Origin of the sequence: Micromonospora sp. NPDC049101 (assembly GCF_040648675.1) — a bacterium.
GTDB lineage: Bacteria > Actinomycetota > Actinomycetes > Mycobacteriales > Micromonosporaceae > Micromonospora.
In genome coordinates, this window is the sequence record NZ_JBEZED010000009.1 from 55,860 (window position 1) to 68,265 (window position 12,406).

The window sequence follows — 12,406 nt, forward strand, 5'->3', positions numbered from 1 at the left end:
GAGGGCCGGAGGTACCCGAGCCCATGACCGCCGAAACGCATCCGGACGATCATGGGCTCTCGGTGATCCGCGGGTCAGCGCAGCCTGGGCAGGACCTCGCGCTGGTAGAGGTCGAAGAGGCCCTGGTAGTGCGGGCCGGTGTTGGCGACGTAGACCTCGTCGAAGCCGGCCTTGGCGTACTTGTCGATCATCTCCAGGTGGGCGTCGACGCTGTTGCCGCAGACGAACGCCTTCTGCACCATCTCCGGCTCGACCAGCTCGGCGGCCTGCTCGAAGTGTCGCGGTGAGGGGAGCACCTGGGACAACTCGCCCGGCACCCCGGCGTTGGGCCAGCGCTCGTACGCGATGCGCACGCCCTCGTCCTCGCTGTCGGCGTACGCCGCCTTGAACCCGGCCTGGCACGGCTTGTCGCCGCCGCCGTTCTCGCGGAAGCGCCGGACCATGTCGCCGTCGGGCATGGTGCTCACGTAGCCGTCGCCGATCCGGGCGGCCAGGTCGATGGCCTTCGGGCCGAAGCCGGAGACGTAGATCGACGGTGGCGTGTCGGGCAGCGTGTAGATCCGGGCGTTCTCCACGGTGTAGTGCTTGCCGCGGTGGTTGACGAAGCCGCCGCCCCACAGCTCGCGCAGCACCTCGACGGCCTCCTCCAGCATCTCCAGCCGGACGTCGGCCTGCGGCCAGGCATCGCCGAAGATGTGCTCGTTGAGGGCCTCGCCGGTGCCGACGCCGAGCACGAAACGCCCGCCGTGCAGCACCGCGCTGGTGGCCGCCGCCTGGGCGATCACGGCCGGGTGGATCCGCACAGTCGGGCAGGTCACCGCGGTGGTCACCGGCAGCGAACAGACCTGGCTGAGCGCGCCGATCATCGACCAGACGAAGGGGCTCTGGCCCTGTGCGTCCACCCAGGGGTGGTAGTGGTCGGAGATCCACAGCGCCTCGAAGCCGGCCCGTTCGGCACCACGTGCCTGTTCCAGCAGCTCGGCCGGTGTGAACTCCTCACTGGACAGAAAGTATCCGATCTTCATCGCTTTCCCTTCGGCGCGCGGACCTGCTGATGGGAAAGCCGTACCCCGGTCGGGGTCGGTCACACCCGGCTCGAAGAGCCGAAAGCGCTCAGCGTCGACCGAACATCGCCCGGATCGCGGCGAGCAGCAGCAGGGCGCCGACCACCAGGCCGAGCAGGCGTACACCGGGGATGTCGGCCGGGCTCGTCGCGTCGGCCAGCAGGGCGGGGTCCATCCCCGCACTCTCCCGCCGAGCGGGCCGTCGGGCAACTGTAAGGTTTATTGACTATTGAATCGCTCGGTGTGACCATGGCATGACCGCCTGCCGGTGGCGGTGCGCCGAGGGCGCGCGAGAGATGGGGTACGGGGGCCGCATGAGCGAGCGCAACCAGCGGGTCGACGGGGGTGCACCGACGCCGGTGATCAAGGCCGAGTGCCAGGAGGGGGTGGCGTGAGCACACCCACCGGGCACCTTCCGGCCCTCGCCGCCGCCGTCCTCCAGCCCGGGTTCGTCGGCACCACCCCGCCACCGTGGGTGTGCCGCTGGCTCGGTGCGGGCCTCGGCTCGGTGGTGCTCTTCGCCCGCAACGTCGTCGACCCCGAGCAGGTGGCCGCTCTGACCGCGACACTGCGCGCCGAACGCCCGGACGTCATCGTGGCGATCGACGAGGAGGCCGGCGACGTCACCCGACTGGAGTCGGTCCACGGCAGCTCCCGGCCCGGCAACTTCGCCCTCGGCGTGGTCGACGACCCCGAGCTGACCGAGGCGGTCGCCCGGGACCTCGGCGTCGAGCTGGCCGCGGCGGGGGTCACCCTCAACTACGCACCGGACGCCGACGTCAACTCCAATCCGGCGAACCCGGTGATCGGCGTCCGCTCGTTCGGCGCCGACCCGGCGCTGGTCGCCCGGCACACCGCCGCCTGGATTCGCGGCCTCCAGGCCGGTGGCGTGGCGGCCTGCGCCAAGCACTTCCCCGGGCACGGCGACACCCGCGTCGACTCCCACCTCGACCTGCCCCGGATCACCGCCGACCGGGACCGGCTGGACACCTGCGAGCTGGTCCCGTTCCGGGCCGCCGTCGCGGCCGGGGTGCAGGCGGTGATGACCGGCCACCTGCTGGTGCCCGCGCTCGACCCGCACCTGCCGGCCACGCTGAGTCAGCGCATCCTGGGTGGGCTGCTCCGCGACGAGATGGGCTTCTCCGGGGTGGTGGTGACCGACGCGGTGGAGATGCGCGCGGTCGCCGACCGGTACGGCTTCGCCGGTGCGACGGTCCGCGCCCTCGCCGCCGGTGCCGACGCCATCTGCATCGGCGGCGAACGGGCCGACGAGCAGTCGGCCCTGGAGCTGCGCGACGCCATCGTGGCCGCCGTCGTCTCCGGGGAACTGCCCGAGGAACGCCTCGCCGAGGCCGCCAAGCGCGTCGGTCAACTCGCCGCCTGGACGGTGGCCGCCCGCACGGCCGGTTCGGTCGGAGCCCGCGACGCCGCCGACGTCGGGCTGGTCGCCGCCCGTCGGGCCGTCCGGGTCACCGCCGACCGGGCCGCGACGGTCGCGTTGCCGTTGACCCGGGCGGCGTACGTCGTCGAGTTCGAGCCGCTGCGCAACATCGCCATCGGCGCGGAGACCCCGTGGGGCATCGGCGCGCCGCTGGGCGAGCTGCTGCCCGGCACGAGCACCGTCCGCTACGCCGAACCCGACGTGCCGGCCGACCCGGGCGCCGGGGCGGGCGAGCGTCCCCTGGTGCTGGTGGTCCGGGACCTGCACCGGCACGACTGGATGCGCGACGCCGTGCGGCGCGCGTTGGCCGCCCGACCGGACGCGGTGGTGGTCGAGCTGGGCGTGCCCGAGGTGGTCACCGGAGCGGTGCACCTGGCCACCCACGGCGCCACCCGGGCCAGTGGACGGGCCGCCGCCGAGGTGCTGACCGGCGCCCGCTGACCGGCCCGCCTACGGAAGGTCGGCCACCAGGTCGGCGTACTCCGGGTGCTTCTCGATGAACGCGGCCATGAAGGGGCACTGCGGCACCACTGTGGTGCCGCGTGCCCGGACCTGGTCCAGGGTGCCCCGGATCAACGCCCCGCCCACCCCCTTGCCCTGGAAGCCCCGGTCCACCTCCGTGTGCGTGAAGACCAGGACCTCCCCCCGCATCAGGTACGCGGTGAAGCCGGCCAGCGCGTCGTCCACCAGGATCTCGAAGCGGTGCTTCGCCGGGTTGTCCTCGACCAGGGTGCTCATCCGGCCATTCTCCCCGCGCCGTCGACCAGCGCGTCCAGTTCGGTGAGCAAGCGGTCCACCTCGTCGGTGGTGTTGTAGTGGTAGATGCTGGCCCGCACCGCGCCGCCGCTGTCGCGCAGACCCATCAGCTGGAAGTACTCGTAGGCGTAGTAGTCGCCGACGGACAGGCAGAACCCGGCGGCGCCCAACGCCTCCTGGGTGGCCGCCGGCGACATCCCGGCGACCCGGAACGAGACAGTCGGGCAGCGCCGGGCCGGCGAGCCGTACACGGTGATCGCCGGCCGCCGTACCAGCCCGGCGAGCAGCCGATCCAGCAGCGCCTCCTCGTGCGCCTGGGCGGCGGCCAGCCCGGCCCGCAGCCGCGTACGCCGGTCGCCGACCGCGTCCGGGTCCAGGCCCGCCAGGTGGTCCACCGCCGCGGTCACACCGGCCAGGAGCGGGAAGCTCGGCGTGCCGTACTCGAACCGGTCCGGCACCGCGTCGGAGGACGGCACCAGCTTCGCCGGGCGCAGCGCCGCCCAGCGGGCCGGGTCGGCCACCATCGCCGCCAGGTGCGGCCCGGACCACTTGTACGCGCTGGTGACCAGCACGTCGGCACCGAGCGCGCTCAGGTCGGTCGGCCCGTGCGGGACCGAGTGCACCCCGTCGACGCAGACCAGCGCGCCGACCGCGTGGGCGATCTTGGCGATCGCCGGCACGTCCGGCATGGTGCCGATGGCGTTGCTGCCGGCGGTCACCGCGACGAGCCGGGTGCGCTCACCGACCAGGTCGGTGTACTGGGCCGCGGGCAGCTCGCCGGTCTGCCGGTCGACCTCGGCCCAGCGCACGGTCGCGCCGGCCGCCTCGGCGGCCTGCACCCACGGACGGACGTTCGCGTCGTGGTCGAGCCGGGACACCACCACCTCGTCACCCGGGCGCCAGGTCGCGCCGAGCGTGCGGGCCAGGGTGTACGTCAGCGCGGTGGCACTCGGGCCCAGCACCACCCCGGCCGGGTCGGCGCCGAGCAGGTCGGCCACCGCCGCGCGGGCCTCGGCCACCAGCTCCAACGACCGGCGACCCGGCACGTTGGCGGCGCTGCGGTTGCCGACCGCCGTCCGCATGGCGTCGGTGACCGCGTCGATCACGCCGGCGGCGGTCTGGGTGCCACCGGCCCCGTCGAAGTGCACGAAACCCTCGGTCAGGGCGGGGTAGGCGGCCCGGGTGCGGGCGATGTCGAAGGGCATGTCCCGGACCCTAGCCGGTGCTCCTGGTGCCCTGGTCAGCCGGCGGTGGATCACCATCGGGTGAGGGCGTCGCGGACGTCTCGTACTCTTGGCGGGGTGACGAACCGACCCGCCACCATCTCCCTGCCCCCCGCCCGCCGCGCCGCCGGTCTGTTCGCCGGTCTGGCGCTCGGCCTCGCCGTGCTCGCCGGTTGCAGCTCGCAGGGCGCCTCCACCGACTGCGGTCTGGACGCCTGCACCGTCACCTTCGAGCGGGGTGTCGACGCGAGCGCCACCATCCTGGGCGTCGAGGCCAAGCTGGTCGGCGCCGAGGGCGACCAGGTGACCGTCGAGGTCGCCGGTGAGCAGCTCACCCTCACCACCGGGCAGCAGGCCGCCGAGGCTGGAGGCTTCGCCGTCACCCTGGACAGCGTCACCGACCAGCAGGTCAAGATCCGCGTGGCGCGCAACCCGGGCAGTTGACCTGGGCGGGCGGTGGCGGGTAGACGTTTGGGGATCTCCAGAATCGGAGATTGTGGCGGCATGTCACTTACCCGTAGCGCCGAAGCCACCGCCTCCCGAACGGCGGACAGCCGGTGGCTGGAAGTTCTCGCCCGGGCCGGCTTCATCGGCTACGGCATCGTCCACCTCCTCTTCGCCTGGTTGGCGTTGCAGATCGCGTTCGGCACGTCGTCCGACGACGGCGACCAGTCCGGCGCGCTGCGTACCCTCTCCGCACAGCCCCTGGGTAAGTTCCTGGTCATCGCCGTCGCGGTCGGCCTGCTCGCCATGGCGATCTGGCAGGCGCTGGAGGCGGCGGTCGGGCACCGCGCCGAGCGCGGCAGGGAACGGGTCATCGAGCGACTCGCCTCGGCCGGCCGGACCATCGTCTACCTCTACTTCGCCTGGACCGCCTTCAAGGTCTTCAAGGATGTCGGCTCGAACAGCGCCGACCAGCAGGAGGCCCTGACCGGCAAACTGATGACCTCCAGCGGCGGCCGCTGGCTGGTCGGCCTGGCCGGGCTGGTGCTCGCCGCGATCGGTGTCGGCCTGGTCATCTACGGGGCCGTCAAGCGGTTCGAGAAGCACCTGAAGACCGGCGAGATGAGCGCCAAGACCCGGACGCTGGCCCGCCGGCTGGGCATGGCCGGTTACATCGCCAAGGGCGTCGCGTACGGCATCGCCGGTCTGCTGGTCATCGTGGCGGCGGTGAACTACGACCCGGAGAAGGCCCGTGGTCTGGACGCCGCGCTGCACGCGCTGCGCGAGCAGTCGTACGGCGTGTTCCTGCTGACCCTGGTCGCCCTGGGCATCGCCGCCTTCGGTGTCTACTGCTTCCTCCAGTCCCGGTACCGCAAGGTCTGAGCTGGTCGATTCCAGGAACGTCGGGCACTCTTGGGCTTTTGCCCGAAGTGCCCGACGCTCTGTCGAAGGGAAGCACCGAAACCGTGCAGAGTTATCTCGAAACGGCCGTCGCCGCGCTGGTCGCGGCGGCGGTCGCCCTGTTCCTGGTCGAGGTCGTCCACCGGTTGACCCGGCGGTTCGGCCGCCGATCCCAGCTGTTGACCGAGTTGACCGACCACGCGCACCGCCCGTTCCAGGTGGCCGGGACGGTCCTGGCCGTGCAGTTCGCCGTCCGGTTCAGCACCGGGTACGCGGTTGGCGAGACCTGGCGCCGGCAGCTCCTGCACCTGCTCATCCTGGCCGTCATCGCCACCACCGCCTGGCTGGTCGCCGCCCTGCTGGTCGTCGTCGAGGACACCGCGCTGGCCCGGTTCCGGGTCGACGTGCCCGACAACCGGCACGCCCGGCGGGTCCGGACCCAGGTGGTGATGCTGCGTCGCCTGACCATCGCGGTGATCGTCATCCTGACCGTCGGCGTGATGCTGATGACCTTCCCGAGCGTGCGGGGCATCGGCGCCGGTGTGCTGACCTCGGCCGGTGTGGTCGGTGTGGTGGCCGCGCTCGCCGCGCAGAGTCTGCTCGGCAACGTCTTCGCCGGCCTTCAGCTCGCCTTCAGCGACGCCGTCCGGCTCGACGACGTGGTCGTCGTCGAGGGGGAGTGGGGTCGGATCGAGGAGCTGACCCTCAGCTACGTCGTGGTGCAGATCTGGGACGACCGGCGGTTGATCCTGCCCACCTCGTACTTCACCAGCAAGCCGTTCCAGAACTGGACCCGGACCGAGTCGGCGGTGCTCGGCACCGCCGAGTTCGACGTGGACTGGTCGGTGCCGGTGCAGACCATGCGGGAGGAGCTGCGCCGCCTGGTCGAGGGCACCGAGCTGTGGGACGGGCGGGTCTGCGTCCTGCAGGTCACCGACGCCACCGGCGGGATGGTGCGGCTGCGTGCCCTGGTCAGCGCCGCCGACGCGGGCAGTCTGTGGGACCTGCGTTGCCTCGTCCGCGAGCACCTGGTGGCCTGGATCCGGGACAACCGCCCGACGGTGATGCCCCGGCTGCGTACCGAGCTGGGCGACGCCAACAGCAACCTGCCCTGGCAGTGGGTGCAGCCGCGCCGCCCGCCGCGCCGCCTGTCCGACACCGAGGCGCCCGACGACGCCCGCGTCTTCGGCGGCAGCGACGACGGCGACGCCCGCAGCGAAGCCTTCGTAGGCCCCGAAGAGCGTTGATCATGAGGTTATTGCCATCCCACCCGGCGTGTCGGGGCAATAACCTCATGATCAGCAGCTCGGTGGGGTGGGTTGGGAGGTTTGTTTGGGCTTGGGTGGGGGATGTGCTGCCGGACTTCTCTGGCGTGATCGCCCGGAAGCCGAACCTTCGGCGCGGCGTCGGACAACGGGAACGGTGGGCCGCTCGCCGCGTTTTAGGATTGACGAGCGGCAACTCCGGGCATACAGCGCGGTGATAGGGAAAGGAGGACAGCATGGCTGACGTGGCGAACGCCCGCACATCCCACAACGGGAGCGAGCCCTCCACCGCCGAGTTGGTGCAGCGGGCCACCGAGCAGGTCTCCCGTCTCATTCGGGACGAACTGGCGCTGGCCCGGGCGGAGTTGACCCAGAAGGGCAAGCACGCGGGCATCGGGATCGGCCTGTTCGGCGGCGGCGGCGCGCTGGCGTTCTTCGGCCTGGGTGCCCTGGTCGCCACGGCGATCCTGCTGCTCGACCTGGTGCTGCCCGCCTGGGCCGCCGCGCTGATCGTGGCGGTGGCCTGTTTCCTGGTGGCCGGCGTTCTCGCCCTGGTGGGCAAGAAGCAGGTCAGTCGGGCCGTCCCGCCGGTGCCGGCGGCCACGGTCCGCAGCCTCCGGGCCGACGTGGACACCGTCACCGCCGCGGTGAAGGACAGGGGGCGGCAATGACCGGCAACGGGACCGGCGACACGGAGGCCCTCCGCGAGGAGATCCGCCGCACCCGGGTCGAGTTGGGCGAGACGATGGAGGCGTTGGCCGCCAAGGCCGACGTCAAGGCCCGCCTGAAGGAGTCCGCCGAGCAGGCCAAGGAGCGGATGCGCGAGCAGGCGGCGCAGACCGTGGCCCGGGTTCGCGGGCAGGCCGTGCGGGGCGTCGGGATGGCGCGGGCACAGGCCTACGAAAAGGGTGGGTTGGTACGCGCGCAGGCGTATGACAAGGGTGGGTTGGTGCGCCGCAACCCGGTGCCGTGGGCGGCCATCGCGGCCGGTGCGGTGGCCACCGTGGTGGTGCTGATGATCGTGCGGGGGAGGCGTAGGTGAGCAAGAGCATCGGTAGGGTCGCGTACCGGCCGGTCGGCGTGTTGTTGGGTATCGCCGCGGGCACGGTGGCGGGTGCGATCTTCCGGCAGGTCTGGAAGGTCACCGCGGGCGACGGTGAGGCGCCCAGCGCGACGGACGAGGATCGCGGCTGGGGTGAGGTGCTGGCCGCCGCGGCGTTGCAGGGCGCCATCTTCGCCGTGGTCCGGGCTGCTGTGGACCGCGGTGGCGCGGTCGGCGTCCGACGGATGACCGGCAGTTGGCCAGACTGATCGCCGGCGACTTCAGCCCCCTCCCCGCATCGATGGGAAGGGGGCTTTCGCATGACATCGGACGCCGCCCAGCGGATCTCAGGCATCCGTCAGGTCACATGTCGGAGAAATTCGTTCCAGGGGTCGTGACAGACTTTTTGCGTACGTGATTTGCTGGTCCACGCTGTTGCGAGATGGCGTGGGTTGAGAGAAGTCTCCTTCGTGGGGCCGCCTCAGACGCCGCTGCTCGAAAACGGCCAATTGGCCGCACGGCGTGCACGGCCACCAGTTGTTAGAAGGAGATACACATGGCTCAGGGAACCGTGAAGTGGTTCAACGCTGACAAGGGCTTCGGCTTCATCACCGTCGATGGTGGGGGTGCTGACGTGTTCGTCCACTTCTCGGCCATCCAGACCAGCGGCTACCGCTCGCTGGAGGAGAACCAGCGGGTGGAGTTCGAGATTGCACAGGGTCAGAAGGGCCCGCAGGCCGAGCAGGTCCGTCCCATCTGAGTGAGACGGCCGGCTCGCCGGCCAGTGGGATGACCCGGCCAGGGTCGATGCGAAGCCCCGTATCCCGTCCGGGATGCGGGGCTTCGCTCATGGCGGGGTCGGGCGCCAGTGTGGACCGGCGGGTCAGTTGCGGCGGCGTGAGCGCAGGCCGAACCAGAGCACGACCAGCCCGGCCAGCGCCACGAGCGGGCCGAGCACCGCCCAGATCTTCTCGTCGGTCATGACGCTGCCGCTGACGTAGCCGAGGCCCTGCACCGTCCACACCGCACCGATCACGACGGCCAACAGGCCGAGCGTGAGCGCAAGCCAGCCCCTCATCGCGTCCCCTCTCCGCCGCCGGGTGCGGCACGCCGCCCTCCAGCATCGCCGGCCGGGCGGCGCGACGCGAGCACACCGGGTGCGCGAGTCACCACCGGTCGTGCACCTGCGGGCGGATCAGCTCGTCGTAGATCTCGCCTACGGCGGTCAACTGGCCGTCGGTGAGCGGCGAGAGGGCCGCCGTCGCGGCGTTGCGCCGGGCCTGGTCGGCGTCGCGGGCCCCGGGGATGACGACTGTGACGCCCGCCTGGTCCAGCACCCAGCGCAGTGCGAACTGCGCCATCGTGCGGTCCGCGTCGACGAGCGGGGCCAGCCGGCGTACGGCGGCCAGGCCCCGCTCGTAGTCGACTCCGGAGAACGTCTCCCCGACGTCGAAGGCCGCGCCGTGCCGGTTGTAGTTGCGGTGGTCGTCGGCGGGGAACTCGGTGTGCTCGTCGTAGCGGCCGGAGAGCAGGCCACTGGCCAGTGGCACCCGGGCGATGATGCCCACCCCGGCCGCCGCGGCCGCCGGCAGGACACGCTCGAGCGGCTTGTGCCGGACCGCGTTGAGGATGATCTGCACGCTGGCCACCCCCGGTCTGGCGATGGCGGTGAGGGCCTGGTCGCAGGTCTCGACGCTGACCCCGTACCCGGCGATGGCCTTCTCGGCGACGAGGGTGTCCAGGCCGTCGAAGACCTCGTCGGAGGAGAAGACCTCGGTGGGCGGGCAGTGCAGCTGGACCAGGTCCAGGGTGTCCATGCCGAGGTTGGCCCGGGACCGGTCGGTCCACTGCCGGAAGTTGTCCAGGGTGTACGCCTCTGGCCGCTGCTCGACGCGGCGACCCATCTTGGTGGCGACGGTCAACCCGGCGTCCGGCCGGGACCGCAGGAAGCGGCCGATCAGCTGCTCGCTGCGACCGTCGCCGTACACGTCGGCGGTGTCGAGGAAGGTGACCCCGGAGTCCACGGCGGCGGTGAGCACCGCCATCGCGTCGTCCTCGCTGACGGTGCCCCAGTCCGCACCGAGTTGCCAGGCGCCCAGGCCGACTGCCCCGACGGTCCGGCCGAGCCGGTTGAAGCTGCGCTGTTCCATGCCCCGAGCCTAGTGATCGGGTTGCCCCGCTGCCAGGCGAGCCGTACCGTTGCAAGACGGACGTACGGTTTGGGAGGCAGTGATGTGGGACCCGACGACCTACCTGCGCTACGGCGACCAACGATCCCGGCCGTTTCACGACCTGGTCGCGCGGATCCCGGCCGAGCACCCCCGGGCGGTGGTCGACCTCGGCTGCGGCCCCGGCCAGCTCACCGCCACCCTCGCCGAGCGCTGGCCGACGAGCCGGGTGCGCGGCCTCGACTCCTCGCCCGAGATGATCGACCAGGCCGCCGCCCTCGGCGCTCCCGTCGACTTCGCCGTCGCCGACCTGCGCGACTGGCAACCGACCGGCGACGAGGACGTGGTGGTCAGCAACGCCGCACTCCAGTGGGTGCCCGGGCACCAGGAGCTGCTGCGCCGCTGGGCCGCCCAGCTGCCCGCCGGGGCGTGGCTCGCCATGCAGGTCCCCGGCAACTTCGCCGCCGCATCGCACCGCGCGTTGCGGGCGGTCGCCGACCAGCCGACCTGGCGGGCCGACGTCGCCCCGCTGCTGCGCGCCGACCCGGTCGACGACCCGGCCGACTACGCGGCGCTGCTGGCCGCCGCCGGCTGCGCGGTGGACGCCTGGGAGACTACCTACGTGCACCTGCTGCCCGCCCGCCCCGCCGGGGAGCACCCGGTGCTGGCCTGGATGGAGGGCACGGCGCTGCGCCCGGTCCGGGCCGCGCTGGACGACGCCGGCTGGTCGGCCTTCCGGGCCGAGCTGGGGGTACGCCTCAGCGCCGCCTACCCCGTGCGGCAGGGTCAGGTGTACTTCCCGTTCCGCCGTGTCTTCGTCGTCGCCCGCACCGGCGACCGTGCAGAGGAGAGCCCGTGACCGACCTGCCCGCCTTCATCGCCGGCCTGCCGAAGGTGGAGCTGCACGTGCACCACGTCGGCTCCGCCTCGCCCCGGATCGTCGCCGAGCTGGCCGCCCGCCACGAGGGCCGCACCCCCGTGCCGGCCGACCCGCAGGCGCTCGCCAGCTACTTCGAGTTCCGCGACTTCGCGCACTTCGTCGAGGTGTACCTCAGCGTGGTGGACCTCATCCGCGACCCGGAGGACGTCTGGCTCCTCACCCACGAGGTGGCCCGGGAGTTGGCCCGCCAGCAGGTCCGGTACGCGGAGCTGACCATCACCCCGTACTCGCACGTGCGTCGGGGCATCCCCGCGCCGGCGTTCTGCGAGGCGATCGAGGACGCCCGCAAGCGCGCCCTGGCCGACTTCGGCCTCGACCTGCGGTGGTGCTTCGACATCCCCGGCGAGGCGGGCCTGCCCGCGGCGGAGGAGACGCTGCGCATCGCGCTGGAGGAGCGCCCGGAGGGGCTGGTCAGCTTCGGTCTGGGTGGCCCGGAGATCGGCGTACCCCGGCCGCAGTTCCGGCCCTACTTCGACCAGGCCCGCGCCGCCGGGCTGCACTCGGTGCCGCACGCGGGGGAGACCACCGGGCCGCAGACGATCTGGGACGCGCTCAACGAGCTGGGCGCCGAGCGCATCGGGCACGGCATCTCCGCCGCCCAGGACCCGGAGCTGCTCAGGTACCTGGCCGAGCGGCAGATCGGCATGGAGATCTGCCCGACGTCGAACATCCGGACGCGGGCGGTGGCCACCCTCGACGAGCACCCGCTGCCCCGGCTGGTCGAGGCCGGGCTCCTGGTCACCATCAACTCCGACGACCCGCCGATGTTCGGCACGACCCTCAACGACGAGTACGCGGTGGCGGCCCGCCTGCTCGGCGTCGGCGCCGAAGGGCTGGCCGGGCTGGCCCGCAACGCGGTGGCCGTGTCCTTCCTCGACCCGGCCGGCAAGCAGCGGATCGCGGCCGAGATCGACGCGTACCTCGCCGCCGCCGGCTGAGCCGGCTGAGCCCGTCGGGCCCGGCGCCGGCTGAGCCCGTCGGGCCCGGCGACGGCGGTAGCCCGTCGGGCCCGGCGCGGTGCGATCGCGTGGGGAGCAGGGCGCGCGGCGGGAGCGTGGGTGTGGGGGGACCTGTGACTCCCGCCGCGCGCGCGGCTTCACCTGCCGTGGGCGCGTGTCCGCTCGGCCGGTGAAACTGGTGGGTTCCTGCTCTGATCCTGTCAG

At 72.3% G+C, this 12,406-nt stretch carries 16 protein-coding genes; 10 read left to right on the forward strand and 6 right to left on the reverse strand.

Annotated features, from left to right (window positions below):
• Nucleotides 1-74 precede the first annotated feature (74 nt).
• Both AB0B57_RS14520 and AB0B57_RS14525 read right to left on the reverse strand, forming a co-directional pair.
• Nucleotides 75-1,025 (reverse strand): TIGR03557 family F420-dependent LLM class oxidoreductase, encoded by a 951-nt coding sequence (locus AB0B57_RS14520; protein ID WP_357069094.1) that lies wholly within the window; start codon nucleotides 1,023-1,025, stop codon nucleotides 75-77.
• 88 nt (nucleotides 1,026-1,113) lie between these two features.
• Nucleotides 1,114-1,239, reverse strand: coding sequence for a hypothetical protein (locus tag AB0B57_RS14525; protein WP_255421242.1), 126 nt, complete (start codon nucleotides 1,237-1,239; stop codon nucleotides 1,114-1,116).
• 216 nt (nucleotides 1,240-1,455) lie between these two features.
• Between AB0B57_RS14525 and AB0B57_RS14530 the strand changes: the two genes are divergently transcribed.
• Nucleotides 1,456-2,946, forward strand: a complete 1,491-nt coding sequence (locus AB0B57_RS14530) for a glycoside hydrolase family 3 N-terminal domain-containing protein (RefSeq protein ID WP_357069097.1) — start codon at nucleotides 1,456-1,458, stop codon at nucleotides 2,944-2,946.
• Nucleotides 2,947-2,955: 9 nt separating this feature from the next.
• Here AB0B57_RS14530 and AB0B57_RS14535 read toward each other — a convergent pair whose 3' ends face one another.
• Both AB0B57_RS14535 and AB0B57_RS14540 read right to left on the reverse strand, forming a co-directional pair.
• Complete coding sequence (locus AB0B57_RS14535; protein ID WP_357069099.1) at nucleotides 2,956-3,243, reverse strand: GNAT family N-acetyltransferase; 288 nt, start codon at nucleotides 3,241-3,243, stop codon at nucleotides 2,956-2,958.
• Nucleotides 3,240-4,466, reverse strand: coding sequence for a cysteine desulfurase-like protein (locus AB0B57_RS14540; RefSeq protein ID WP_357069101.1), 1,227 nt, complete (start codon nucleotides 4,464-4,466; stop codon nucleotides 3,240-3,242). The genes AB0B57_RS14535 and AB0B57_RS14540 overlap by 4 nt, the downstream gene beginning before the upstream one ends.
• A 96-nt stretch (nucleotides 4,467-4,562) precedes the next feature.
• Between AB0B57_RS14540 and AB0B57_RS14545 the strand changes: the two genes are divergently transcribed.
• The 7 genes from AB0B57_RS14545 (at nucleotide 4,563) to AB0B57_RS14575 (ending at nucleotide 8,895) form a co-directional block, all read left to right on the forward strand.
• Nucleotides 4,563-4,928 carry a hypothetical protein gene (locus AB0B57_RS14545; protein WP_357069103.1) on the forward strand — a complete coding sequence of 122 codons (366 nt, stop codon included), beginning with the start codon at nucleotides 4,563-4,565 and terminating at the stop codon, nucleotides 4,926-4,928.
• Nucleotides 4,929-4,988: 60 nt separating this feature from the next.
• On the forward strand, nucleotides 4,989-5,810 hold the full coding sequence (locus tag AB0B57_RS14550) for a DUF1206 domain-containing protein (protein WP_357069105.1): 822 nt from the start codon (nucleotides 4,989-4,991) through the stop codon (nucleotides 5,808-5,810).
• A gap of 83 nt (nucleotides 5,811-5,893) precedes the next feature.
• On the forward strand, nucleotides 5,894-7,075 hold the full coding sequence (locus tag AB0B57_RS14555; RefSeq protein ID WP_357069107.1) for a mechanosensitive ion channel family protein: 1,182 nt from the start codon (nucleotides 5,894-5,896) through the stop codon (nucleotides 7,073-7,075).
• Nucleotides 7,076-7,329: 254 nt separating this feature from the next.
• A complete protein-coding gene (locus AB0B57_RS14560; RefSeq protein ID WP_357069109.1) occupies nucleotides 7,330-7,764 on the forward strand; it encodes a phage holin family protein in 435 nt (144 codons plus the stop codon).
• The gene (locus tag AB0B57_RS14565) at nucleotides 7,761-8,135 is read left to right on the forward strand and encodes a DUF3618 domain-containing protein (protein WP_357069111.1); all 375 of its coding nucleotides are present in this window, start codon (nucleotides 7,761-7,763) and stop codon (nucleotides 8,133-8,135) included. Before AB0B57_RS14560 ends, AB0B57_RS14565 begins: the two co-directional genes overlap by 4 nt.
• Complete coding sequence (locus tag AB0B57_RS14570) at nucleotides 8,132-8,404, forward strand: DUF4235 domain-containing protein (RefSeq protein WP_357069113.1); 273 nt, start codon at nucleotides 8,132-8,134, stop codon at nucleotides 8,402-8,404. Before AB0B57_RS14565 ends, AB0B57_RS14570 begins: the two co-directional genes overlap by 4 nt.
• Nucleotides 8,405-8,691: 287 nt before the next feature.
• On the forward strand, nucleotides 8,692-8,895 hold the full coding sequence (locus AB0B57_RS14575) for a cold-shock protein (protein WP_030338233.1): 204 nt from the start codon (nucleotides 8,692-8,694) through the stop codon (nucleotides 8,893-8,895).
• A 123-nt stretch (nucleotides 8,896-9,018) separates the two neighbouring features.
• Here AB0B57_RS14575 and AB0B57_RS14580 read toward each other — a convergent pair whose 3' ends face one another.
• Nucleotides 9,019-9,213: a hypothetical protein gene (locus AB0B57_RS14580; RefSeq protein WP_357069116.1), complete on the reverse strand. Its 195-nt coding sequence runs from the start codon at nucleotides 9,211-9,213 to the stop codon at nucleotides 9,019-9,021.
• A gap of 88 nt (nucleotides 9,214-9,301) precedes the next feature.
• Nucleotides 9,302-10,285, reverse strand: a complete 984-nt coding sequence (locus AB0B57_RS14585; RefSeq protein ID WP_357069118.1) for an aldo/keto reductase — start codon at nucleotides 10,283-10,285, stop codon at nucleotides 9,302-9,304.
• Nucleotides 10,286-10,367: 82 nt separating this feature from the next.
• On the opposite strand from AB0B57_RS14585, the gene AB0B57_RS14590 reads away from it, so the two are divergent.
• Both AB0B57_RS14590 and AB0B57_RS14595 read left to right on the forward strand, forming a co-directional pair.
• Nucleotides 10,368-11,162 carry a trans-aconitate 2-methyltransferase gene (locus tag AB0B57_RS14590; RefSeq protein WP_357069120.1) on the forward strand — a complete coding sequence of 265 codons (795 nt, stop codon included), beginning with the start codon at nucleotides 10,368-10,370 and terminating at the stop codon, nucleotides 11,160-11,162.
• A complete protein-coding gene (locus tag AB0B57_RS14595) occupies nucleotides 11,159-12,181 on the forward strand; it encodes an adenosine deaminase (RefSeq protein WP_357069122.1) in 1,023 nt (340 codons plus the stop codon). Before AB0B57_RS14590 ends, AB0B57_RS14595 begins: the two co-directional genes overlap by 4 nt.
• Nucleotides 12,182-12,406 lie beyond the last annotated feature (225 nt).